Origin of the sequence: Caballeronia zhejiangensis (genome assembly GCF_022879815.1) — a bacterium.
Lineage (GTDB): Bacteria > Pseudomonadota > Gammaproteobacteria > Burkholderiales > Burkholderiaceae > Caballeronia > Caballeronia zhejiangensis.
Window position 1 is genome coordinate 844,932 of the sequence record NZ_CP084284.1, and the last position, 23,591, is coordinate 868,522.

Sequence of the window (23,591 nt, forward strand, 5' to 3'; positions counted from 1 at the left end):
GCATTTCAATTGAACCGGATTGCCCCAATCCTTTGAGGAATCGAACCAATGAAATCGAAACTCGTGGCACTGCTCGTTGCATCGTCGGCACTTGGCCTGACTTCCACGGCATCGTTCGCCCAAGTCGCAGGCACGCAGCCGCTCGGCGTATCCGTCGAAGTATCGACCGCCATCATCGATGGCTGGAGCATCAAGAAATCCGTGTTGAACAAGCCGGTCGTCAACGAACAGGGACAACGCGTCGGCGTCATCAACGACATCATCGTCGCGCCCGACAAGTCCGTTTCGTTCGCGATCATCGCCGCTAACAAGTTCCTCGGCGTGGCGCGTCACGACGTCGCGATTCCGATCGAGCAACTGGACGTGAAAAACGGCCAGTTCGTGCTCGCGGGCGCGACCAAGGAGGCGATCAAGGCGCTGCCCGAGTTCCAGTACAACAAGGTGAAGGCGACGCCGATCCCGCGCGCGCAATTCGAGCATCATTGATTCGCCGTAGTGCCTGACGGGGCGGCCGCGCGCCGCCTCGCCCGCGTTCAACCGGAGCCAGCCGATGTTCAAAGCCCTCATCCTCGACAAACAGGACGACCGCACGGTCGCGTCCATTCAGTCGATCGACGAAGCCCGACTCGCTTCATCCGGCGATGGCGGCGACGTGCTCGTGCGCGTCGACTTCTCCACGCTCAACTACAAGGACGGACTCGCGATCACCGGCAAGGCGCCCGTCGTACGCACCTGGCCGATGGTGCCGGGCATCGACTTCGCGGGTGTCGTCGAGACGAGTTCGCATCCGGATTACAAGCCCGGCGACAAAGTCGTGATGAACGGCTGGGGCGCCGGCGAAACGCATTGGGGCGGGCTCGCGCAGAAGGCGCGCGTGAGCGCCGCTCATCTGATCGCGCTGCCCGCGAACATCACGACGCGCCAGGCGATGGCCGTCGGCACCGCGGGCTATACCGCGATGCTTTGCGTGCAGGCGCTGGAAAAGCACGGCATCGGCGCACAGGACGGCGACGTGCTCGTGACGGGCGCGAACGGCGGCGTCGGCAGCTTCGCGGTCGCGATTCTGGCAAAGCGCGGCTATCGCGTGATCGCGTCGACGGGCCGTCCCGAGGAAGCCGCGCGGCTGCGCGAACTGGGCGCGGCGGATATCGTCGAGCGCGCGACGCTTTCCGAGCCGGGCAAGCCGCTGCAGAAAGAGCGCTGGGCGGCGGCCGTCGATTGCGTCGGCAGTCACACGCTCGCGAACATCTGCGCGAGCCTGCGCTATGGCGGCGCAGTCGCCGCGTGCGGCCTCGCGCAAGGCATGGATCTGCCGGCGTCGGTCGCGCCGTTCATCCTGCGCGGCGTCGCGCTGCTCGGCGTGGACAGCGTCTACGTGCCGCGCGAGCGGCGCATCGCGGCGTGGCGGGCAATCGCCGATGAAGTGCCGGTCGCGACCATCGAAAGCGTCGCGACGACGATCCCGCTCGCCGATGCGCCCGACGTCGCCGCGCGTCTGCTGCGCGGCGAGGTGAAGGGGCGCGTGATCGTCGACGTGAACGCCTGAAGCGGCGTCAGAACGTGCTCCAGCCGTCGGCGGTGGCGGGCTGCGCCACGGCCGCTTGAGCGACGCGCGGCGCGGGTTTCGCAACCGGCGTGCGCGGCGCGTGCGCCACGCGCGGCGCGGCCTGCGTGATCGCAGCCGTCGCGCCTTCCACCGTGAAGAACGCGACCGCCTCGTTGAGCCTGCGCCCCTGCTCTTCGAGCGACGTCGCGGCGGCGGCGGCTTCTTCGACGAGCGCGGCGTTCTGCTGCGTGACCTCGTCCATCTGCGTGATCGCGAGATTCACCTGCTCGATGCCGCGCCCCTGCTCCGCGGACGCCGCCGCGATCTCCTGCATGATGTCCGTCACGCGCGCGACGGCCTGCGTCACTTCGGCCATCGTCGTGCCCGCTTCGCTTGCCAGCAGCGAGCCGTCGCGCACCTTGCCCACCGAATCCGCGATCAGTTCCTTGATTTCCTTCGCCGCCGTCGACGAACGCTGCGCGAGGCTGCGCACTTCGCTCGCGACGACCGCGAAACCGCGGCCCTGCTCGCCCGCGCGCGCCGCTTCCACGGCCGCGTTGAGCGCGAGAATGTTGGTCTGGAACGCGATGCCCTCGATGATGCCCGTGATATCCGCGATCCTGTCCGAGCTGTCGCTGATGCCGTTCATCGTGTTCACGACTCGGCCGACGACATCGCTGCCCTTCTTCGCGATATCCGACGCGTTCGATGCAAGCGAACTCGCCTGCTGCGCGTTCTCGGCGTTCTGACGCACCGTCGACGTGAGCTCTTCCATGCTCGCCGCCGTCTCCTGCAGGGAAGCGGCCTGCTCTTCGGTGCGCTGGCTCAGATCGGTATTGCCGGTCGCGAGCTCCTTTGCCGCGCCGCCGACCGCGCCGCTGCTTTCGCGCACGCGGCTCACGATGTCGGTGAGGCGCGCGTTCATCGTGGCGAGCGCGCGCAGCAAATCGCCCGTTTCGTCCTTCGTATTCGCGACGATGCGGCTCGTCAGATCGCCGCGCGCCACCGTCTGCGCGATGCCGACCGCCTCGCCGATCGGCGCCGTGATCGAGCGCGTGACCAGCACGCCGCCGATCACCGCGAAGAGCGCCGCCACCACGCATAGCGCGATCAGCACGTTGCGCTGCGTCCGATAGCTCGCCTGATCCGCGCGCACGATTTCCTCGCGGCGCGTCGCGGTGTAGGCCGCGTAGTCGTCGGTGGCCTTGACGAGTTGCGCGAGCAGCGGACGGCACTCGTCGTCGAGCGCCGTCACCGCTTCCTCGTGCTTGCCCGCGAGCGCCAGCCCGGCGATCTTCGTCGCGACGGGACCGTACAGCGCCTCCACGCGCATCATTTCGGCGGCGAGACTCTTCGCCTTGTCGCTCGTATCGCTCGCGCTGGCGAGCATGTCGTTGAGTTGCTTCAGGCGCGCCTGCACGTCCTCGTGGGCGCGCGTGGCTTCGGCTTGCTCGAGTTCGATATCGGACGGTTTCGTGACGAGCACGAGATTGCGCGCGGCGATCGCGCGGCGGTCGACGGCCGTGCGAATCTGACCGGCGACATCGGCGCGCGCGTTGATGCCGTTGACATAGTGCGCGAAGCCGTCCGTCGCGACGGACAGCGCGCGCAGCGACATGCCTGCCACCAGCACGACCAGCACCGCCAGAATGCCGAAGCCAGCGATCAGCCTGTTCTTGATCGTGATGTTCTTGAGGTTCATTTTCAGGGTTCTCTCAGGGTCCGTTCGGGGGACATACGGCGTCCGTGTGATCGCTTCGCGCGGCATACTGCTACGCGAGCGAACGATCGAGCGCAAAAGATGCGCGACGCTCTAAAGCTGATTACGGCTCACGATTTTTGGACTGAAGGGAAAAGATGCAAATAGTCTGCACTTTGTCCACGACGTTCGGTAATACCGTTACCATACAGATGCGCGAAGTTAGGTAAGCATTTCATTTTCTTTCCACGAACTTCTACATTCCGATGCCCGAGATCCTCGATCAGCGCACGCCCGGATTCGCCGATGCGCTCGCGACGCTTCCGCCGACGCCAACCGCCGGTCTCGCCACGAACGAACGCTACTGGGATGCGGTGCGCGCGCTGTGGCGTCACTCCGACGAGCTCATCAACCTTGAGAACGGCTTCTGGGGTGCGATGACCGAGCCGGTCAAGGCGATGTTCCATTACTGGACCGAGCGCGTGAACCGCGAGACGACGCTTCTGATCCGCCCGCATCTGATGTCGCTGTATCAGGGTTTGCGGGAGCGCGTCGCGATGGAAATGGGCTGCGCGGTCGAGGAGATCGAGCTGACGCGCAACGCGACCGAAGCGCTGCTCGCGCTCATCAGCGGCCACAACCGCCTCGCGCCGGGCGACACGGTGCTCTACAGCGATCTCGATTACCCGTGCGGCAAGGACGCGATGGAATGGCTGCGCGAGCGGCGCGGCGTCACGCCCGTGCGTATTACGATGCCGGAGCCCGCGACGCGCGAAGCGGTGCTCGACACCTACGCGAAGGCGCTGCGCGCGCATCCGCGCACGCGGCTCGTGCTGTTGTCGCACGTCTGCTTCGCGACGGGCCTCGTGATCCCGGTCGCGGAGATTTCGGCGATGGCGAAGGAAGCCGGCGCGGACGTGATCGTCGATGCCGCGCATTCGTGGGGGCAACTCGCTTTCGACGTGCCCGACTTGAACGCGCCGTTCGCCGCGCTGAACCTGCACAAGTGGATCGGCGCGCCGCTCGGCTGCGGCGCGATCTACATCCGGAAGGGACACGTCGCGTCGATCGATCCGTATCTCGGCGACCGCTCCTGGCCCGCCGACGATATCCGCGCGCGCGTGCATACCGGCTCGCCGAACTTCGCCGCGTGGTTCACGCTGCCGTCGGCGCTGGACGTGCATCGGCGCATCGGTGCGAAGGCGAAGGAAGCGCGTCTGCGTGCGTTGCGCGATGCCTGGGCGAAGCCCGCGAGCGAGCTTCCCGGCGTGCAGATTCTGACGCCGCACGATCCGTCGATGACCGCCGGCATCACTGCGTTCCGCCTGAACGGGCGCGCGACGAAAGCAGGTTGCGATGCGATCGTCGCCGCGCTGCGCGATCGCTTCGGCGTCTTCACGGTGACGCGGCCCGGCCCCGACGCGGGCGAAGTCGTCCGCGTGACGCCCGCGCTCTTCTCGCGCATGTCGGATGCCGAGCGTCTCGTCGAAGGCATCGCGGCGCTTGCGCGCGAAGCGAAGTAAGCGTCAGCGCGTCACCGGCCGTGCGTCGAGATGCTCGATCAGGCGTTCGAGCGCGTCCGAGCACGGCGCTTCGACTTTCAGCGCGAGGAGCGCGTCGGCGCGTGTCTTGCCGATGTTGATGGCCGCGATCGGCTTGCCGCTTTTCGCGGCCCACTCGCAAAAGCGATAGCCCGAATACACCATCAGCGATGAGCCGACGACGAGCATCGCATCGGCGGCTTCGAGCGAGCGTGCCGCGTCGTCGACGAGCGCGCGCGGCACGCTCTCGCCGAAGAACACGACGTCGGGCTTGAGCACGCCGCCGCAGCGCGTGCAGCCGGGCACGTCGAAGGCGGCGAAATCGAGATCTTCGATATGCGCGTCGCCGTCGGGCACCGCGGGCGCCGTATAGCCGACGAAATCCGGATTCGCCGCTTCCAGCATCCGCTGCACGGCCGCGCGCGTATGCCGCTCGCCGCATTCGATGCAGCGCACTCGCCCGATATTGCCGTGCAGCTCGATCACATCGGGATTGCCGGCGCGCGTGTGCAATCCGTCGACATTCTGCGTGACGAGCCGATGTACCCGGGAACGCGCGGCGAGCGCGCGCAGCGCGTGATGCGCGGCGTTCGGCTGCGCGTTCTGCACGACCGGCCAGCCGATGAGGCTGCGCGCCCAATAACGCCGGCGCGCGTAGTCCGAACCGAGAAAGTCCTTCAGCAGAATGGGCGCGCGGCCCGTGCGCTGGCCTTCGCGATCGCGATAACAGGGAATGCCCGATTCCGTGCTGATGCCCGCGCCCGACAGCACGAAAAGCCGCGGATGCCGCTCGACGAATTCATGAAGCTGCTGCACTTGCCGTCCTTTTTTCGCTTGTCCGAGCGATTTGCTCTGGTGGAAATATAAGGCGAAACCGCCCGCGCCGCTGGCTGCGCATCCGGCCTTACCACTTTTTCGATATTGAAATTGGCTTGACCAAATCGGCGCGCATCGTTAGATTGACGGACGCCCCACTCCAACGACATATCGAGACATCCAGCATGCTGACCGTCATCTGCGAAACGCCCGGAACCCTGAAAGCCGAACAGCGCGAGAAACCGCAGCGCGCCGACAACGAAGTGCTGCTGCGCGTGAAGCGCGTCGGCGTGTGCGGCACGGACCTGCACATCTTCACCGGCAATCAGCCTTATCTGTCGTATCCGCGCGTGATGGGCCACGAGCTGTCGGGCGTGATCGAGGAAGCGGACGCATCGAGCGGGCTGAAGGCGGGCGACACCGTCTACGTGATGCCGTATCTGTCGTGCGGCAAGTGCATCGCGTGCCGTCAGGGCAAGACGAATTGCTGCGTGAACATTCAGGTGCTCGGCGTGCATCGCGATGGCGCGTTCACCGAATATCTGAATCTGCCCGCGCAATTCGTCCATAAGGCCGAGGGCGTCACGCTCGATCAGGCCGCGATGGTCGAATTCCTCGCGATCGGCGCGCACGCCGTGCGTCGCGCGGACGTGCAGCCGGGGCAGCGCGTGCTGGTTGTCGGCACGGGTCCGATCGGCATGGCGGCCATCACCTTCTCGCGGCTGCGCGGCGCGAACGTCACCGCGCTCGATACGCGCGAAGACCGGCTCGCGTTCTGCAAGCGCGAACTGAAAGTGGACGCGACCGTGCAGATCGGCGAGCAGGACAAGGAACAACTGTCGACGCTCACGAATGGCGAATTCTTCGATGTGGTGTTCGACGCGACCGGCAATTCGCGCGCGATGGAACGCGGCTTCGAATTCATCGCGCACGGCGGGAAGTACGTGCTGGTGTCGATCGTGCCGGATCGCATTTCCTTCGCCGATCCGGAGTTCCACAAGCGCGAAGCGACGCTGCTCGCGAGCCGCAACGCGACGCCCGAGGACTTCGAGACCGTGCTCGCCGCGATGCGCAAGGGCGAAGTGCCGACGGATGCGCTCAACACGCATCGTCTGACGCTGAGCGATGTGCCGACGCAGTTCTCGTCGCTGCTCGATCCGAAAGCGGGCGTCGTGAAAGCGATCGTCGAATGCTGACGGGTTGAATCAGGGCGCGCCGCGTACAAAGCGCGGCCGTCCTTGCGCGTCGTGCCACGGCTCGGCGCTTTTGCACCAGATTTCGTACTGCGGCGGATAAAGGCCGGTTTCATCGAAGATGCCGGTCGGCACCTCGATTTCGTCGACGCCGTCGAACGCCAGATAGACCGGCGATCCGCACAGCGGGCAATGATGCCGCCTGCCCGTCGCGGAGCTCGCCCACGCGACCGTTTGGCCCGTCACGGCAAACGCATCGCGCGGAAAGATCGCGTAAACGCCGAACGGCGCACCGTGGATGCGCCGGCACGTCATGCAGTGACACAGATTCACTTCCTTCGGCGCGCCCGCGACGCGCACCCGCACCGCGCCGCACGCACATCCGCCTTCGTGAAGCGGCTGATTCATCGGGTGAAGTAGCCGCGGTTCTGCATGCATTCGCTGTAGGCGCGCCAGTAGCGCGTCATCGGCGGCTCGGGCGGCGGCAGCGGCGGCATCTTCATGTCGCCGCCGTAGATCGCGTCGGATGCGCCGGATGCGCCCGCCGCCATCGATGCGGGCATCGCCGGCATGCCGGGCATCGCGCCGGATGCGGGATGCGGCAAGGCGGTCACGCCCGTCGCGCCGGACGCACCCGACGCGGCGATCGCCGCCGATGCGCCCGATGCAGGCGCCGCCGCAGACGCCGCGAGCGCACCCGATGCGCCCGCCGCACTCGCCGGCAACGGCGGCTCGACCGGACGCGGCGGCGTGAGCGTGCGCGTGTCGCGCTGCGCCTGAGCGTCGCGCGATGGCGCTTGCGACTCGCGCGCCATGTTCACTTTGGTCGTCTGATTGGCGTAGCCGTAGCAGGCGGCGTTATCGATCGATTGCTGCCACGCGCTCTGGCTGCGGCCTGGCACGGTGAGCGGCTGTTGCGCGAAGGCGGCGCCACACGCCGCGAGCAAAACGAATCCCGCGTAAGTGGAAGGTCTCATTGGCTTGCAGTTCCCCGATGCGGTTTTATTAGTCGTTGCAGTTTCTTGCGCCGCTCGGACACACTTCGAGCGACGCGAGTCTGCGCCGGGCCTGCTGTCAAGGATACCGCGCCCGCCGAACCGTCCACGCCAGAAGCACTGGCATCTTCCGCCAACTTTCAGACGATGCGCGGCGCGGCGCACATTTGCCGCGATGAACCGCGCATCAGAACTTCATGCCGACGCCAAGGCCGATCACCCACGGATCGATCTTGAGCGAGCCGAGATCGGCGCCGCCCGCCGATGCGCTCGTTCGCATCCAGATCTTCTTCACGTCGGCGTTGACGAACAAATTCTTCGCCACCTGTACGTCGACGCCCACCTGCAACGCCGGGCCGAAGCTGCTGTGCTTGATCGACACCGGCGTGTCGCCCGCCTTGAGCTTGTCGTTGTAGAAGTACGTATAGTTCACGCCCGCGCCGACATACGGACGCACGCGCCCCGCGTGATTGAAGTGATATTGCAGGAGCAGCGTCGGCGGCAGCACGCCCACGCCGCCAAGCCCGCCGATGTTCGATGTCACCTGATGCCGCGACGTGCCGAGAATCAATTCCACACCGATGTCATCGCGGATCATGTACGTGAAATCGACCTCCGGCACGATCGCGTTGTTGACGTTGACACCGAGCGTGCCGAGCGTGCCCCCCGCTGTCACATCGGGCTGAATGCTGATCGCGCGCAGGCGAACCAGCACATCGCCGGCGTGGATGCCGCCCATCGCATCGCTCGACGATGCATCGCCTGCCGCCTGCGCCGCGCCCGCGAACAACGCCGCGCATGCCATGACGATTGCCCCGAGACCCTTTCTCATTTTTAGCTCACTCACGTTAAAAGTGAGAATTGTCCGAGCGAGGGTCGGTCGCGCCTTTGACCACAATCAACGCGCGCCAGACGCGCGCCGCCTATCGCAGCAAGCCTTGCGCGCGGACAAGCATGCTTTACGCATCGGCGGGTCTGCGACCGCGCGCCACTTGCGGGCGGGTCCGCGCCTTGCTGAACGAAGAGAACGTGCAGAACAAAGGGAGGAAGCAGATGAGACCCACAATCGGCACACTCGGGCGCATGACGGGGATTCTGCTCGGCGGCACATTGGCCGTCGTGGCGAGCGCGCAGCAGGCGCCGCAAAAACCGAACAAGCTCGATTACGACAGTACGCCCGCGTATCAGGAGAAAAACGTGACGCCGCCCGCTGCGGCCGCCGCGAATGCCAGCGATGCGCTGAAGACGCGGCCGGGCAAGACGTCATCGGGCAAGGGCGCAGCGCCCGACCGGCCGAACGGACTCGGCTTCGACTCGGGCGCGAGCGGCATGAGCAAGAAGCAGTAGATCACGCGTCGGCCGGCTTGTCCGGCCACGGCCACGTCGAATAGCGCGACGGCTTTTCCGCTTCCGCTGCCGGCGTGGCTTCGTGCGCAGGCGCCGCGCTCGTTGCGACTTCGGGGAGATCCTCGCCGAACCACGGCACTTCCTTGCGCCGCTCTTCCATGTAGGCGTTCCAGCCCTTCGCGTTGTCCGCGAAGAGATCGTGCTTCACGGTGTTCGCCAGCATCGGGCGATTCAGCGTTTCATCGAGCAGCGCTTTCGGCCAAACGAAAAACGCACCCGATGCACGGCGGATGAAATCGCGCGGCGGCATGGTCGCGTCGACGAAGCCGAGCAGCGTGAAGCCCGCGAGCGCGTCGTTGCCCTTCACCGCTTCGCCGATGCTCGCGTATTCGTCGGCGCATTGGCTCAGGCAAAACACGGACTCCAGCACGTCGCCGAGATGCAGCAGCAGTGCGCGTCGTTCGTAGGGATCTTGCGTGGCGGTCTCTTGTTTCGTCATTCGCTGTTCCGATATGTCGAGGGTGGATTCTGCGGCGCGCGCACTGTCGCACGGGCCGCGTTCATCTCGAATTTTAGCGAACCCGGCGTCACGCGTCGGCGCGCCAACGCCCCGATCACTTCACAAAGCGCGTGCGAAAGCTCAGTCGATAATCATTCGGCGATACACCGAGCCGCCGCGTGAACACGAGCCGCATGCGGTCCGCCGTGCCGAAGCCGCAGTCGTAGGCGACGGTTTTCAGCGGCTTGTCGCTGCTTTCGAGCATATTGCGCGCCGCGTCGACGCGCGCCCGTTCGACGAACTCGTGCGGCGTCAACTGCGCGAGTTGCACGAAGGCGCGCGCGAAGTTGCGCTCGCTCATGCCCGCGACGCTCGCCATGCGCGCGACGGACAGCCGCTCGCCGATGTGCTCCATGACGTACGCCTGCACTTTCGCGACCGGCGACGTGTCGTCGGCGGGGGCGCTCAGATACGGGCTGAACTGCGATTGTCCGCCGCGCCGCTGCGCGAATACGACGAGCCGTTTCGCGACCGCGAGCGCGACTTGCGCGCCGTGATCTTCGGCGACGAGCGCGAGCGCGACATCGATGCCCGCCGTCACGCCCGCCGACGTGACGAGATTGCCGTCGCGCATATAAATGCGATCGAGTTCGACGCGTGCGCGCGGAAAACGCTCCGCGAGCCGCGGCGCATTCTGCCAGTGCGTGGTGACATTGCGGCCGTCGAGCAGGCCCGCGTGACCGAGCGCGAATGCGCCGGTGCAGATCGAGCCGTAACGCTCGCAGCGCGACGCCGTATCGACGAGCCAGGTGCAGAGGCGCCGATCGGGTTCATCGACGGGAAGGCTCGGACCGCCCGCGACGAGCGCCGTGCCGTAATGGCGATCGGCTTTGTCGAACGGCAGATCCGCGACGAGCCGCGTGCCGTTCGACGCGCGCACGATGCGCTCCTCCGGTCCGACAAGCGTGATCTCATACGCGTCCGAGGCAGCGATGAAGCCGTTCGCTTCCGCGAAGACATCGACGGGACCGGCCACATCGAGCGCCTGCACGCCCTGAAAGATTGCGATTGCAACTGTCGGCATCGGAGAGAAAGTCGGTGATGAGCGCGCGTGGCGGAAGACGGCGTGCGCCTGGCAGAGTTCGACGCGTCGTTTCGATTGAGACGCGAGCGCCTTTTGAAGAGACTGAAGGCATCGGACGCGCTGCGCGATTTTAGCAACGCACGACGCTTCGCGTCTTTCATCGACTCACATTCCGGAGCTTCAAACATGAGCGAAATCATCGCAGGCATGAGCATTCCCGACAGCCAGATGGCGCGCGAAGCCACGCAACTCGTACGCGATACGGAACCCGACCTGCTCTATCATCACTCGCGCCGCGTGTTCCTGTTCGGCGCGCTCGCGGGCGAACGCAAGCGGCTGAAATACGATCCCGAACTGCTTTATATCGGCGCGATGTTCCACGACATGGGCCTCACCGATGCATACAGCAGCCCGCACGACCGCTTCGAAGTCGATGGCGCGAACGCGGCGCGCGATTTCCTGCGCGGGCATGGCATCGGCGAAAGCGAGATCGAGCAGGTGTGGGATGCGATCGCGCTGCACACGACGCCCGGCATTCCGCAGCACAAGAAACCGGTGGTCGCGCTCGTCACGGCGGGCGTCGAGATGGATGTGCTCGGTCTCGCCTACGACGAGTTCAGCGCCGATCAACGCCGGCTCGTCGTTGCGGCGCATCCGCGCGAGGCGAACTTCAAGGAAGGCATCATCGACGCCTTCGCCAAAGGGACGATCGCCAAGCCGGAATCCACTTTCGGCAACGTCAAGGCCGATGTCCTCGCGCTGAAAGACCCGAACTACAGGCGCCTGAACTTCTGCAGCATCATCCTCGGATCGGCGTGGAACGATCAGCCGCACGATCATGCGACGTGCCGCAATCCTTCGCATCGACACGCGTAGTTCAGCGACAAACGCGATACGGACCCATGTCGACGTGAAAGTGCGTCTTGTGCAAGGCGTTGTAGTCGGGGCCTAATGTGGTATCGAAGGCATGACACGCGCCTTCGTGAACGCGGCGCAGGAACTGGCCGTCGGGCGACGCGGCATCGTCCCAACGAGCGAGCGTGATGCGGCGTCCGTCATCGAGCACGAAGCCGGTTAGATCGATGGCGTTCGCGCTCGCGTGCTGGCTCAGCGCCGCGTCCTGCTGATGATTCACATTGCGGCAAGCATAACTGCCGACATGCTCGATGCGCGCGATGCGCTCGCCATATGTATCGAGCGCGGCCGCCTGAAGATATTGATGCTCGAAGTAGGCGATGCCGAGCGCGAGCGGACACGTCGCGAGAAACGGCGCGCTGAAGCGCACGTCTTGCGATTGCGTGACGCGTACGACGCTTTGGAGCGCGCATCCGCCCGGTCCGGTCGCATCGGCCATCTCGCGATAGACGAGACCCGAGCGTGCGAGCGCGGCATCGCAGCGTTGCGCGTCGTGCATCGTGCGCCATAATTTGAAGCGCGTGAGCGGACCTTGCGGCGCGCGCACGTCGAGCGGTGCGAAAGGATCGTAACGCTCGGGCAGCACGATGCGTTTCGAATAGACCGCGTAGCCGAACATCGCCGCGCCGGCGAGCAACGCGAGGAACAGCCATCCGACGATGCGTGCGATCACGCGTGATCGGCCGTGTGCGCCGCGCTCACGCGCTCGGCGAGCTTGGCGTCGTAGCTCGAATGTACATGCACGCGCTTTTTCTCGGGATACGCGTACGAATACGCCTTGCGCAACGCGAGCGACGCTTCGTGAAAGCCCGACAGAATGAGCTTCTGCTTGTTCGGATAGTTGGCGATATCGCCGACTGCGAAAATGCCCGGCCGCGACGATTCATAGTTGGACGTATCCACTTCGATGCGGCCGCCGCGCACGTCGAGATTCCATGTCGCGATCGGCCCGAGCTCCGACACGAGACCGTAGAGCGCGACGATCTTGTCGACGGCCAGATCGGTCGAGCCTTCCACCTGCTTGATGCGTGCGCCGCGCAGCACGCCATCGGGCGCATCGAGCGATTCGATCATGCCGACGACGAACGACATCTCACCGGCTTCGACCGCGCGCTTCATCGTCGCGACGGAATTCGCGGCTGCCGAAAACCCGTTGCGCCGATGCACGAGCGTGAGCTTCCTGGCGATGTCCTTCAATGCGAGCGCCCAGTCGAGCGCCGAGTCGCCGCCGCCCGCGACGACGATCTCCTTGTCCGCGAAATCGGCCGCGCGCGAGACGCTGTAATGCACGTCGCGGCCTTCGAGCGCGGCGGCTTCGGGCAACTGCAGACGCTGCGGAACGAACGCGCCGTTGCCCGCGGCGATGAGGATCGCGGCGCAATCGAAAGTCATGCCGTTTTCGGTAGTCACGGTCCAGCGATGATCGTCATCGCGCTGCGTGACGGATTGCACGCGTTGATCGAGGTGGATCGGCACGTCGAAGGGACGAATCTGTTCCAGCAGGCGATCGACGAGCTCGCGCGCGGTGCATGAGGGAATCGCGGGGATATCGTAGATCGGCTTGTCGGGGTAGAGCTCGATGCACTGTCCGCCGATGCGGCCGAGCGTATCGACGATCTGGCACGAGAGGCCGATGACGCCCGCCTCGAAGGCCGCGAATAGCCCGACCGGGCCCGCGCCTATGATCAACACGTCGGTTTTTATCGCTTCGCTTTGAGGTTCCATTTCGGGGTTCTTTCCTTGGCCTGCTGACTTTTTCAGCATTCTTCGGGCCACGATACAGAAAGCGTTCTCTCGCGGCAACGAAACCCCTTGCGGCTTAGCGGCGATTGCTTTCAGGCGTCAGGCGCGGGCATCGAAGGCTTTGTCGAAAGAAACGGTTCCGGCGGGGACTTTTTCGCTGAAAGCTAACGCCTGGAAGTATTCGGCGGGCACGCCGGGGAGCGTGAGCGCGGATTCGGGTCGGAAGCCGAAGCGTCCGTAATAACCTGGATCGCCGAGCACGACGCAGCCCGCGGCGCCATCGCGCTTCAGGTGCGCGAGCGCTTCCTTCACGAGTTCGCCGCCGATGCCTTCGCGTTGACGCGCGGGCGTCACGGAAAGCGGACCGAGGCCGAACCAGCCGCTCGCGGTTGCGCTGATGCTGATGGGCGAGATCGCGATATGCCCAATGATGTCGCCGTTTTCCACCGCAACGAGGGATAGCGTGAGGCGGCCCGTTTTTCGCAATGCGTTGACGATGAACTGCTCGGTGTGGCTCGAATAGGGCATATCGAGAAATGCGGCAGTGGTCAGTATTTCGATCGCGTCGATGTCGCTGAGTTGCTCGTGGCGGATTGATGTGGATGCCTTCATAGGGTGCTCTGTCTTGCGGTGGTGAGGCGTGCATTCTAGCTCTGGGCTATGTCGCCGGATCCCGTTTTCGTGTCGGTCTGTTGGCGTTGCCCCTGTGCGGGGCGGCACTCACTTTCTTTGCCGCTGCAAAGAAAGTAAGCAAAGAAAGCAGCTTTTCAGGCCCGCGGTCACACGCAATTTGGGTAGTTCTCTCATCGCAGATGGCACTCGCCTAAAGAGTGCCCTCATAGGCCCAATCCAGCTTGGATCGCGCACGGTCTGCCGCCCGAATGCGTTGAGCGCGCTGGTTCAGCACGAAAAAGCATCGGCACAGCGCTACGCGCTGCCGCCGGGCATTCAAGGGAAACCATCGGTTTGCGCACGCAGTGCGATAGCGATGTCACTAGCGAAGCACACGCATCCCCGATTGCCAAATCGCGCATGACCGCCGGCCTATCAGTAGCTGCTTTCTTTAGTTTTAGTTACTGCAGCCCCGCACAGGGGAAGTGCCAATAGAGCGACGCGTAATCGGATTTGATAGAAGCCGAAGGCAAACCAAACATCACTTCGCATTCGCCCCCGAATTCAACTCCCGCGCGTAATACATGGCAGCAGCATCGATCTCCTCGGGCGTCATGTTGCGCGCGACATTGCGCATGACCCCATCGATATCGTTGGTCCGCGTCCCATTGGCAAACGCCAGCAACTGCGATTTGGTGTAAGCCGCCGGCAAGCCATCGAGCCACGGACTCCCCGCCTTCGTATCGATGCCCCCATGACACACCGCGCAAGGAGCGATATTTCTCATCGGCGCACCGTGCGCGACGATCGGCGGCGCAAGCGCACTGCTCACCTTGCGCTGCGCCGGCGGCCGCGGCAAGTTCGCGTAATACGCAGCGAGATCGCGCATGTCCTGATCCGAAAGATTCATCGCCATCGGCGACATCACCGCGTTGCTCCGCGCGCCCTTCTGAAAATCGATCAATTGCTTGTAAATCACCGACGCATATTGCCCCGCCAGATTCGGCGAGTTGGCCTCGCTCATGCCACGCTCGCCGTGACACATCGTGCAGCGTAGAGCCAGCGTCGCGCCACGTCCGATCGAATTCGCGCTCACCTTGTCGAGCAGTTGAGGCGTCATCTCGACGCTCGTCAGCTTCTCTTTCGGCTCGACCGCCGCGCCGCTCGCATACCACTCGCGCGGCACGCCCGCCGCGCTGCAGATCGCATTCCAGATGCCGGCGAACTGCGCATCGCGCTGCACCGAAGGCAGCCACACGAACCCTATCAGCGCCGATACCACCGCAACCGCGATCGTCCCCAACACGCTGACCGTGAACCAGCGATTGCGAAATGTGAAGAGGCGTTCGTCGCTCATCGCTGCGCTCCGATCGGCACCGCAGGCACCGCCGTGTCCGAACGCGCCAGCAACTGCGCAATCGGATAGCCGTAGTTGACGAGCGTAAGCCCGATCATCAGCACGAGCCACAGCGCAAAGCTGTTCAACGCCACCGGAAGCGTGCGCGGCTCATGCACCGCGCGGCTGAAGCGGAACGCCTCGGGCTGCACCAGCGGCGCGCGATGTCCCCTTATCAGCACGATGAAAAACAGCACCGCCGACACAACCAGAATCAGCCCGCCGACAACCGATATCACGACGGACAGCGCCTGCGCCGCAAGCGCCGGATCGTTGTAGTCGTAGAACGCCATGCGTCGCGGCATGCCAAGAATGCCGACGAAATGCCACGGAAAAGTCAGCACGATCATGCCGATGAACCACAGCCACAATTGCCAGCGCATCAGCTTCACGCTCTGCAATGCGCGGCCCGTCAGATGCGGCCACAGATCGTAGGCGATCACGAAGTACATGATGACGATCGCGCCGCCGAAGATCAGATGGAAATGCCCCGTCACCCATTGCGTGTTGTGCACGGTCGAATCGAGCTGATAGCTCATGTTGATGAGCCCGCCCGCGCCGCCGAAACCGAGCATCACGAACGAGAACGCGAGCGCAAGCATCATCGGGTTATCCCACGGCAACGCCTTGATCCAGCCGAGCGGGCCGCGTCCGCCGCGCAGCCGCGCCGCAATCTCCACCGACGCGCAGATCGTGAACACGGTCAGCAACGTCGGCACGGCGACGAGCGTCGTAAAGACCGAATGCATGAACTTGAAGCCCGAGCCGACTTGCGGATCGGCAAACAAGTGATGAATGCCGATGGGCATCGACACGACGAGGAACAGGATGAACGAGATGCGTGCCATCGCATCGCTGTAGAGACGGCCGCCGATCGCGCGCGGAATGATCGTGTAATACGCGATATACGCCGGCATCAGCCAGAAGTAGACGATCGCGTGCAGCGTCCACGAGAAGAACACGCGCGCGAGTCCCGCGTCGATGGTCGTCTTCCAGCCGATCGCGACAGGCAGAATCATGAACAGCACTTCGATGGCCGCGCCCACCGCCGTCCAACCCCACAGATACGCGCCCGCGACGGTCGCGAACATCGCGAGCGGGATCGGCTTGCCGCGATTCTCGCGCTTCCACGACGCGAGATTCACCGACATCAGCGCCACCCAGACCCACGATCCGACCACGACGAACACGACGCCGACGTAATAGAACACGTTGCCGATCATCGGCGGATAAAAGGTATAGAGCACGGATGCGAGACCCATCGCGACGGGCACAGTGGCCGTCACCGCGCCGATCGCGACGAGCCAGAAGCCGAGCCACGCGAAGCGCAAACCCACGAGCGGGCGCTTCAACGCAAGCTCGCTGACTGCATAGCCGAAGCCCATCGCGATGAGCGTCGGGAACGCGTAGCCCATCACCGTGCCGTGCTCCGTCACCGAGCGATAGTAAAGCTCCGGATTCTGCAGCCACGGATGCAGCGGACTGCGCACGAGCATCTGCCATGCGCCGAGCAGCAGCGCGACACCGAAGGCGATGAACGCCAGCCAGAAATGCGCGAGGACGAGGCGCTTGCTATTGAACACAGGACAGTCTCCGCGAATTGGCCGGCATCTTGTCGGCCATCTGCATGAATTCGGCGCGATCCACCACCTTCACATGCGCCCACATGTTCTGATGCCCGGTGCCGCAATACTCGTGACAAGGCATCAGATGGTCGCCCGGCTTGTCGAAGGTCGTCTTGAAGGTCGAGACATAGCCCGGCTCCAGCATCGAATTGATGTTCGTGTCGGTGATCAGAAAGCCGTGCACGACATCCGAACTCGTCGCGCGGAACGTGACCGGCACGCCCGCCGGCACGACAAGACATTGCGGCGTGAACGAATACTGCTGCGCGACGATACGCACCGTCACGGAGCCGTCCGCCTCGGGCGCGCTGCCGAGATTGCTTTCGATGAATTCGCCCGATACGTGCAGCGTTTCCGGGCGGACCGTCTCGACGCGCGAGGGCGGCATCATCGCCCAGTGCACGCCGGTGTAGACGACCATGCCGACCAGCACGACGACGATCGCGAGCACGAGAATCGCCCAGCGCCGTTCGACCCGTTCGGCGACATCGTGCGAGCTTGGATGGATGGCCATATGCGACGCCTTAATGAATCACTGGATCACGCCGCGCGGCAGGAACACGGCGAAGTAAAAGATGAACCAGATGCCGATCACGATCGCGGTCGAGATGCCCGCGAGCGCGATCGCGCCCGACGGGCCGCGCTTCACGATCTCGTCGAGTTGCGCGTCTTCCTTCGCGAGTTCATTCGGGTCTTCGGTCATGGTGTCGTCGATGCTCAATAAAGTGGCGCCGAACGCAGCTCGTTCACTTCCTTCACGGAAACCGGCGTGCCGTGGTTGCCCCACGCGGTGCGGATATACGTGACGACCGCCGCGACCTCGACATCCGAGAGCGACTGCGCGAACGGCGGCATGCCGTAAGGCTTCGGGTTCTTGAACGTGCCCGGCGGATAGCCGCCGTTCAGCACCATGCGGATCGGATTCACCGACGAGTTCATCACGATCGATTGATTGTTCGCGAGCGGCGGGAAATCGGGCGGCTTGCCCTGGCCTTGCGTCGCGTGACATTCGGCGCAGTGCTGGTCGTAGACCTTCTTGCCGAGCGGCGCGAGATCCGAGCGCGCCTCGACGGCCGCCTGGCTCGGCGGCGCGGGCTTGTCGCCGGAACGCGCGGGCAGCGCCTTCAGATAGACGGCCATCGCGCGCACGTCTTCCTCGCTCAGATATTGCAGACTGTCGTAGACAACTTCGGCCATCGGTCCATACACCGCGCCGCGATTCGACACGCCCGCATGCAGCAGGCCGACGATGTCCTCCATGCTCCAGTCGCCGAGACCCGCTTCCTTGTTCGACGTGAGCGACGGCGCGTACCAGTTCTGGATCGGGATCAGCCCGCCTTCGAACGCCTTCGACTTCACATTGCCGCCGAGCGCGTTGATCGCGGTGTGGCACATCGAGCAATGACCGAGCCCTTCGACGAGATACGCGCCGCGGTTCCATTCCGCGGATTGCGTCGCGTCCGGCTGATACTCGCCCTCGCGAAAGAAGAGCGAACGCCAGCCGTACAGCAGCTCGCGTCGGTTGAACGGAAAACGCAATTCGTGCGGCCGGTTGGGCTGATGCACCGGCGGCGTGGACATCAGGAATGCGTAGATTGCGTCGGAGTCGGCGCGCGTGACTTTTGTATAGGACGTATAGGGCATCGCGGGATAAAGCAGCGAGCCGTCGCGTGACTTGCCCGAGTGCATCATCGTGTAGAACTCGCCGGCGCTCCAGCTGCCGATGCCCGTCTCCTTGTCCGACGAGATGTTGGGCGTGAAGAGCGTGCCGAAGGGCGTGTCCATCGGACGGCCGCCGCCGAACGTCTTGCCCGCCGGCAGCGTATGGCACGCGATGCAATCGCCCGCGCGCGCGAGATATTCGCCGCGCTTGACGGTCGCGGCGTCGGCGCTCTGCGCGATGGCATGTTCGATCGGCGCGGCGCACGCCGCCATGAAGACCGCGACGGTCAGCGCTCGGAATGGGCGAAAACGGAGCACGTCGGGTCCTCGCTTAGTTGTGGACGCTGCCGCACGCGAGCGGCATCTTGAGCGAACCGGCGGCGACCGGCACCGGATCGGCCGGCGCGGGCAGCGTCGCGAGGTAGGCCGCGATCGCGGTGATGTCGCGGTCGGAGAGCAGTTTCGCGACCTGCCCCATGCAATCCGGCGCGACCGTCGAGCGCGTGCCGTATCGCCATGCGCCGAGTTGCGCGCTGATGTAGTCGGCATGCAGGCCGAGCAGACCGGGAATCGCCGGCTCCATGCCGGTCATCGACGCGCCGTGGCAGCTCACGCAGGCGGGCACGTTGCGCGTAGCGTTGCCCTTCGTGACGAGCGTCTTGCCGAGCTCTAGCGTCTTCGAATCGACGGTGACGGGCGACGGCGGCGGAAACGGCGGATGTTCGCTCGCGAAGTATTCCGCGATCTGCTTCAAATACGCGTCGGGAAGATACGCGAGCAGGTAATTCATCGGCGGATACTTGCGCCGGCCGTCGCGAAAAGCGAGCAGTTGGTTGTACAGATAGCCGGCGGGCTTGCCGGACAGACGCGGGAAGTAGTCGTTGTCGGTGCCCTGGCCCTGCGAGCCGTGGCATGTGGCGCATCCCATCACGCGGGCCTGCATCGTGTCGGGCGCGCGCTCCAGCGGCGCGTTGTCGGCCGCGAACGCTCCGATGCTGAAAAACGCGAAGAGCGCGGACCAAAAGAATGTGCCGAGCTTTGCCACGTTTCGCACGTAACCCCCGTTGTCGATTTGCCGTGTTCGATGTGCCGGGCGCGTGCTGCTCGTCCGGCTCGGTTCTTCAAGGCGCTGCAATGTTCTTGCTGCAGATGGGTTGCGCTAGGCTTTTCTGATCTTAGAAGAGATCGCCCGTTTTTCCCAACTCAGAGATTGTCTCAATCTGTCACATCGATGCGCGTGACAAATCCGAGTGTTTTTTGCGTTCGAACAATGAACCGCATCTTTTTGAGACGAGCAACGACGTCGACCCGATCTGCTAAGGACTGTAGATAGTCGCTTTGCGCGGCCATGTCCATCCTTTCGAGATGAACGAGGTGTTGCTCATTTGAGCCCGAGGCGCTTGGCGAGGCGATTGAGATTCGCGCGATCCAGACCGAGCTCGCGCGCCGCCGACGCCCAGTTCTGGTTGTGACGCTTCAACGCGTCGAGGATGAGCGTGCGTTCGTAGGCCGTCACGGCGTCGCGGAAGTCGGCGCCCGGCGCGGGCAGCGGCGCGGCTTCGACGCGCGTCGCGGCATCGGCGGCCAGTGCGGTGTCGCCGGCGAGCGTGAGGTCGGCGGCGGTGAGCGTGAGGATGCGCGGACGTTCGCGATGCGCCGCGAGCGCCTTCAATGCGCTGCGTCCGATCAGATGCTCCAGTTCGCGCACGTTGCCGGGCCAGCGATACGCGAGCAGCGCGGCTTGCGCATCGGCGGAAAGACGCAGGCTCAGGAGGCCGAGGCGCGAGCGGTTCTCTTCGAGAAAGTAGCCGGCGAGCAGCAAGACGTCGCGTCCGCGTTCGCGCAACGGCGGCACGACGAGCGGATACACCGACAGCCGATGATAGAAGTCCGCGCGAAAGCGCCCTTCACGCACTTCCTCGGCGAGATCGCGATTGGTGGCGGCAATGAGCCGCACGTCGACCTTGTGCTCGCTGTCCGAGCCGATCCGCTGCAACTGGCCGTTCTGAAGCACGCGCAGCAGCTTGGCCTGCACGGGCAGCGGCAGCTCGCCGACTTCATCGAGAAAGAGCGTGCCGCCATCGGCGAGTTCGAACTTCCCGCGCCGGTCCGACGACGCGCCCGAAAACGCACCGCGCACATGCCCGAAGAGCTCGCTTTCGACGAGCGTATCGGGCAGCGCCGCGCAATTCAGGCTGACGAGCGGTTTGTCGGCGCGCGGCGAAAGCGCGTGAATCTCGCTCGCGACGAGCTCCTTGCCGACGCCCGTCTCGCCGGTGATGAGCACGGTCAGATCGCTCGACGCGACGATCGCAATCTCTTCCTGCAAGCGGTTATGCGGCTCGCTGCTGCCGATCATTTCGCGCCTGCGCGGCCCGCTCGCCTGCCGATACACCTCCGCACGCTGACGCTCGGCCTCGCTCGATTTCGCGAGCGCATCGATGCGCTCGGCGACGCTCACGGTCGCCGCCGCGAGACTCAAGAACGCCTGCAGCGAAGCCATGTCGATGCCGTCGAAGCGCGCGGGATCGAGCGCGTCGAGCGTCAGCAAGCCCCACGCGCGCCCGTTGATGACGAGCGGGCAGCCTAGACAATCGTGCACCTCCAGACCGCCGCTCACGCCCTTGACCAGTCCGTCGTAGGGATCGGGCAAGTCCGAGCCGGCGGCGAAGCGCGTCGGTTCAGCGCGCGCGAGAATGCGTGCGAACCGCGGGTGGTCGCTCACGCGAAAGCGCCGGCCGAGCGTATCGCCCGAAAGACCGTCGATGGCGAGCGGCACGAGCGTGTCGCCGTCGAGCCGCAAGAGCGCGGACGCATCGCTCGGAAACAGCGCGCGCGATGTGTGCAGCAAACGGCGGTAGCGCTCGGTGTCGGGCATCTCGCTCGACAGGTCCTCGATAAGCGGAACGAGCGCATCGAGCAGCACGCGTGAAGTCATTGCGACTACGTCAGCAGTCCTTTTGACTAGAGTCGAATCGACCATGTTTGATAATAAACGATTGATTTATCGACGATTCTACTCTGGCACGGATCGTGTATAGATTCTGCCGAAGAATTCAGACGCGAAAGCGCCCTGCTTTCGCCTTTATCACACGAGGAAACGAACAATGCTGTCAGCAGAACACCGTGCCATCGTCAAAGCGACCGTTCCCCTTCTGGAAAGCGGCGGCGAAGCCCTCACCACGCACTTCTATAACAAGATGCTCAGCGAGTATCCCGAGGTCCGCCCGATGTTCAACCAGGCGCACCAGGCAAGCGGCGCGCAACCACGCGCGCTCGCCAACGGCGTGCTGATGTACGCACGGCACATCGACGAACTGGAGAAGCTCGGCGGGCTCGTCGGCCAGATCATCAACAAGCACGTCGCGCTGGACATCCAGCCGGAACATTATCCGATCGTCGGACGCTGCCTGCTCGCGTCGATCCGTGAGGTGCTCGGCGCGGAAATCGCCACCGACGCCGTCATCGAGGCGTGGGCCGCGGCCTATGGGCAACTTGCGGATCTGCTGATCGGACTCGAGGAAGGCATCTACAGCGAGCGCGAAAACGCGCCGGGCGGCTGGCGCGGCACGCGGCGTTTCGTCGTCGCGCGCAAGGAGAAGGAAAGCGACGAGATCACGTCCTTCTATCTCGTGCCGGAAGACGGCGGCGCGCTGCTCGACTTCCATCCGGGTCAGTACATCGGCTTGCGCCTGTTCATCGACGGCGAGGAACTGCGCCGCAACTACTCGCTCTCGGCCGCACCGAACGGCCGCGAATATCGCATCAGCGTGAAGCGTGAGGCGAATGGCAAGGTGTCGAATTTCCTGCATGAACACGTCGGCGAAAACAGCGTGCTCGATCTCTATCCGCCCGCAGGCGACTTCAAGCTCGAACACAACGACAAGCCGCTCGTGCTCATCAGCGGCGGGGTCGGCATCACGCCGACGCTCGCGATGCTGCAAGCCGCGCTCAAAACGCAACGCCCGGTGCACTTCATCCACTCGGCGCGGCACGGCGGCGTGCACGCGTTCCGTGCGGCGATCGAGGAACTGGCGGCGCGCCATCCGCAACTGAAGCGCTTCTACTGCTACGAGCACAAGCGCGATGGCGATCTCGAAGCGCACGGCATCGGCTTTGTCGACGAAACGCTGCTCGATACGTGGCTGCCGAAGAACCGCGATGTCGATGCCTACTTCCTCGGGCCGAAGGCGTTCATGAAGGCGGTGAAGAAGCATCTGAAGGCGCTCGGCGTGCCCGAAGCGCAGAGCCGCTACGAGTTCTTCGGCCCGGCCGCCGCGCTCGACTGATTCCGTGCGTGGTGCGGCCCTCGACCCGCGGCGCATTTGGCCGCGGGTTTTTTTGCGCGTTCCAGCCTTTGCAAGTGGTTACCTCGATTTTGTAGAAACCGGCCATTTCAAAAGGCCAGCCAGACGCCTAATCTGCTCTTGCCGCGCCGATCTGGCGCACTTTCAGAACCCAGGCAAAGAGGATACGCAAATGGAACCCCGTCTCGACTTCTACAAAGCCAATCCCGCAGCAATCAAGGCGCTGGTCGGCGTCGAGGAGCGCATCGCGAAGTCCGCGCTCGAGAAATCGCTGACCGAACTGGTACGGCTGCGCGCATCGCAGATCAACGGCTGCGCGTTTTGCGTCGACATGCATACGACCGATGCGCGCAAGGGCGGCGAAACTGATCGGCGGCTGGCGACGGTCGTTGTCTGGCGCGAGACGCCGTTCTTCACCGATCGCGAACGCGCCGCGCTCGAATGGACCGAGGCGTTGACGCTGGTGTCGCAAGACCACGTACCCGATGCCGTGTGGGAAGCCGTGAAGCCCCATTTCAGCGACGATGAAATTGTCGACCTGACGCTGCTCGTTTCCGCGATCAATAGCTGGAACCGTTTCGCGATCGCTTTCCGCAAGCTGCCGGCGTGAG

25 protein-coding genes are annotated in these 23,591 nt (G+C 64.4%); 8 read left to right on the plus strand and 17 right to left on the minus strand.

The features are described 5' to 3' along the window. Nucleotides 1-48: 48 nt before the first annotated feature. Nucleotides 49-486, plus strand: a complete 438-nt coding sequence (locus LDZ23_RS18400) for a PRC-barrel domain containing protein (RefSeq protein ID WP_008353227.1) — start codon at nucleotides 49-51, stop codon at nucleotides 484-486. A gap of 64 nt (nucleotides 487-550) precedes the next feature. Then, nucleotides 551-1,546, plus strand: a complete 996-nt coding sequence (acuI, locus tag LDZ23_RS18405) for an acrylyl-CoA reductase (NADPH) (RefSeq protein WP_008353225.1) — start codon at nucleotides 551-553, stop codon at nucleotides 1,544-1,546. Between the two features lie 7 nt (nucleotides 1,547-1,553). Here acuI and LDZ23_RS18410 read toward each other — a convergent pair whose 3' ends face one another. Then, the gene (locus LDZ23_RS18410) at nucleotides 1,554-3,248 is read right to left on the minus strand and encodes a methyl-accepting chemotaxis protein (RefSeq protein WP_008353224.1); all 1,695 of its coding nucleotides are present in this window, start codon (nucleotides 3,246-3,248) and stop codon (nucleotides 1,554-1,556) included. A gap of 263 nt (nucleotides 3,249-3,511) precedes the next feature. On the opposite strand from LDZ23_RS18410, the gene LDZ23_RS18415 reads away from it, so the two are divergent. After that, complete coding sequence (locus LDZ23_RS18415) at nucleotides 3,512-4,768, plus strand: aminotransferase class V-fold PLP-dependent enzyme (RefSeq protein ID WP_008353223.1); 1,257 nt, start codon at nucleotides 3,512-3,514, stop codon at nucleotides 4,766-4,768. 3 nt (nucleotides 4,769-4,771) lie between these two features. On the opposite strand, the gene LDZ23_RS18420 is transcribed toward LDZ23_RS18415, so the two are convergent. After that, nucleotides 4,772-5,602 carry an NAD-dependent protein deacetylase gene (locus LDZ23_RS18420; RefSeq protein ID WP_008353222.1) on the minus strand — a complete coding sequence of 277 codons (831 nt, stop codon included), beginning with the start codon at nucleotides 5,600-5,602 and terminating at the stop codon, nucleotides 4,772-4,774. A gap of 185 nt (nucleotides 5,603-5,787) precedes the next feature. Between LDZ23_RS18420 and LDZ23_RS18425 the strand changes: the two genes are divergently transcribed. Further along, complete coding sequence (locus LDZ23_RS18425) at nucleotides 5,788-6,798, plus strand: zinc-binding alcohol dehydrogenase family protein (protein WP_008353221.1); 1,011 nt, start codon at nucleotides 5,788-5,790, stop codon at nucleotides 6,796-6,798. Between the two features lie 9 nt (nucleotides 6,799-6,807). Here the strand turns inward: LDZ23_RS18425 and LDZ23_RS18430 are convergent, their stop codons facing one another. The 3 genes from LDZ23_RS18430 to LDZ23_RS18440 form a co-directional block, all read right to left on the minus strand. Continuing rightward, the gene (locus LDZ23_RS18430) at nucleotides 6,808-7,203 is read right to left on the minus strand and encodes a GFA family protein (RefSeq protein ID WP_008353220.1); all 396 of its coding nucleotides are present in this window, start codon (nucleotides 7,201-7,203) and stop codon (nucleotides 6,808-6,810) included. Next, a complete protein-coding gene (locus tag LDZ23_RS18435; RefSeq protein ID WP_033537049.1) occupies nucleotides 7,200-7,772 on the minus strand; it encodes a hypothetical protein in 573 nt (190 codons plus the stop codon). The genes LDZ23_RS18430 and LDZ23_RS18435 overlap by 4 nt, the downstream gene beginning before the upstream one ends. Before the next feature lie 205 nt (nucleotides 7,773-7,977). Further along, nucleotides 7,978-8,595 carry an OmpW/AlkL family protein gene (locus tag LDZ23_RS18440; RefSeq protein ID WP_008353218.1) on the minus strand — a complete coding sequence of 206 codons (618 nt, stop codon included), beginning with the start codon at nucleotides 8,593-8,595 and terminating at the stop codon, nucleotides 7,978-7,980. Nucleotides 8,596-8,843: 248 nt separating this feature from the next. Between LDZ23_RS18440 and LDZ23_RS18445 the strand changes: the two genes are divergently transcribed. Further along, on the plus strand, nucleotides 8,844-9,137 hold the full coding sequence (locus tag LDZ23_RS18445) for a hypothetical protein (protein ID WP_144403815.1): 294 nt from the start codon (nucleotides 8,844-8,846) through the stop codon (nucleotides 9,135-9,137). A 1-nt stretch (nucleotide 9,138) separates the two neighbouring features. Here the strand turns inward: LDZ23_RS18445 and LDZ23_RS18450 are convergent, their stop codons facing one another. Further along, on the minus strand, nucleotides 9,139-9,636 hold the full coding sequence (locus LDZ23_RS18450; RefSeq protein ID WP_008353214.1) for a hypothetical protein: 498 nt from the start codon (nucleotides 9,634-9,636) through the stop codon (nucleotides 9,139-9,141). A gap of 115 nt (nucleotides 9,637-9,751) precedes the next feature. Further along, nucleotides 9,752-10,720 carry a GlxA family transcriptional regulator gene (locus LDZ23_RS18455; protein ID WP_008353212.1) on the minus strand — a complete coding sequence of 323 codons (969 nt, stop codon included), beginning with the start codon at nucleotides 10,718-10,720 and terminating at the stop codon, nucleotides 9,752-9,754. Between the two features lie 186 nt (nucleotides 10,721-10,906). Between LDZ23_RS18455 and LDZ23_RS18460 the strand changes: the two genes are divergently transcribed. Continuing rightward, nucleotides 10,907-11,596 carry an HD domain-containing protein gene (locus tag LDZ23_RS18460; protein ID WP_033537069.1) on the plus strand — a complete coding sequence of 230 codons (690 nt, stop codon included), beginning with the start codon at nucleotides 10,907-10,909 and terminating at the stop codon, nucleotides 11,594-11,596. A 1-nt stretch (nucleotide 11,597) separates the two neighbouring features. On the opposite strand, the gene LDZ23_RS18465 is transcribed toward LDZ23_RS18460, so the two are convergent. From LDZ23_RS18465 to norR, 10 genes are all read right to left on the minus strand, one after another. After that, nucleotides 11,598-12,308, minus strand: coding sequence for an extensin-like domain-containing protein (locus LDZ23_RS18465; RefSeq protein ID WP_008353209.1), 711 nt, complete (start codon nucleotides 12,306-12,308; stop codon nucleotides 11,598-11,600). Beyond that, nucleotides 12,305-13,360 (minus strand): NAD(P)/FAD-dependent oxidoreductase, encoded by a 1,056-nt coding sequence (locus LDZ23_RS18470; RefSeq protein ID WP_008353206.1) that lies wholly within the window; start codon nucleotides 13,358-13,360, stop codon nucleotides 12,305-12,307. Before LDZ23_RS18470 ends, LDZ23_RS18465 begins: the two co-directional genes overlap by 4 nt. Before the next feature lie 117 nt (nucleotides 13,361-13,477). Beyond that, entirely contained in the window at nucleotides 13,478-13,990 is a 513-nt protein-coding gene (locus LDZ23_RS18475; RefSeq protein WP_008353205.1) for a GNAT family N-acetyltransferase, read from the minus strand. Between the two features lie 541 nt (nucleotides 13,991-14,531). Then, nucleotides 14,532-15,347 carry a c-type cytochrome gene (locus LDZ23_RS18480; protein ID WP_008353203.1) on the minus strand — a complete coding sequence of 272 codons (816 nt, stop codon included), beginning with the start codon at nucleotides 15,345-15,347 and terminating at the stop codon, nucleotides 14,532-14,534. Further along, nucleotides 15,344-16,969, minus strand: a complete 1,626-nt coding sequence (locus LDZ23_RS18485) for a b(o/a)3-type cytochrome-c oxidase subunit 1 (RefSeq protein ID WP_008353201.1) — start codon at nucleotides 16,967-16,969, stop codon at nucleotides 15,344-15,346. Before LDZ23_RS18485 ends, LDZ23_RS18480 begins: the two co-directional genes overlap by 4 nt. Continuing rightward, nucleotides 16,959-17,525 carry a cupredoxin domain-containing protein gene (locus LDZ23_RS18490; RefSeq protein ID WP_008353200.1) on the minus strand — a complete coding sequence of 189 codons (567 nt, stop codon included), beginning with the start codon at nucleotides 17,523-17,525 and terminating at the stop codon, nucleotides 16,959-16,961. The genes LDZ23_RS18485 and LDZ23_RS18490 overlap by 11 nt, the downstream gene beginning before the upstream one ends. An 18-nt stretch (nucleotides 17,526-17,543) precedes the next feature. Further along, complete coding sequence (locus LDZ23_RS18495) at nucleotides 17,544-17,714, minus strand: hypothetical protein (protein WP_033537070.1); 171 nt, start codon at nucleotides 17,712-17,714, stop codon at nucleotides 17,544-17,546. A 14-nt stretch (nucleotides 17,715-17,728) separates the two neighbouring features. Beyond that, on the minus strand, nucleotides 17,729-18,946 hold the full coding sequence (locus tag LDZ23_RS18500; protein ID WP_008353197.1) for a c-type cytochrome: 1,218 nt from the start codon (nucleotides 18,944-18,946) through the stop codon (nucleotides 17,729-17,731). Nucleotides 18,947-19,004: 58 nt separating this feature from the next. Beyond that, nucleotides 19,005-19,616: a c-type cytochrome gene (locus LDZ23_RS18505; protein ID WP_081851858.1), complete on the minus strand. Its 612-nt coding sequence runs from the start codon at nucleotides 19,614-19,616 to the stop codon at nucleotides 19,005-19,007. A 438-nt stretch (nucleotides 19,617-20,054) separates the two neighbouring features. Beyond that, nucleotides 20,055-21,656: a nitric oxide reductase transcriptional regulator NorR gene (gene norR, locus LDZ23_RS18510; RefSeq protein ID WP_033537052.1), complete on the minus strand. Its 1,602-nt coding sequence runs from the start codon at nucleotides 21,654-21,656 to the stop codon at nucleotides 20,055-20,057. A gap of 124 nt (nucleotides 21,657-21,780) precedes the next feature. Here norR and hmpA point away from each other — a divergent pair, with 124 nt between their 5' ends. Both hmpA and LDZ23_RS18520 read left to right on the plus strand, forming a co-directional pair. Next, complete coding sequence (gene hmpA, locus LDZ23_RS18515) at nucleotides 21,781-22,962, plus strand: NO-inducible flavohemoprotein (RefSeq protein ID WP_008353194.1); 1,182 nt, start codon at nucleotides 21,781-21,783, stop codon at nucleotides 22,960-22,962. 190 nt (nucleotides 22,963-23,152) lie between these two features. Further along, entirely contained in the window at nucleotides 23,153-23,590 is a 438-nt protein-coding gene (locus LDZ23_RS18520; protein ID WP_008353193.1) for a carboxymuconolactone decarboxylase family protein, read from the plus strand. Nucleotide 23,591 lies beyond the last annotated feature (1 nt).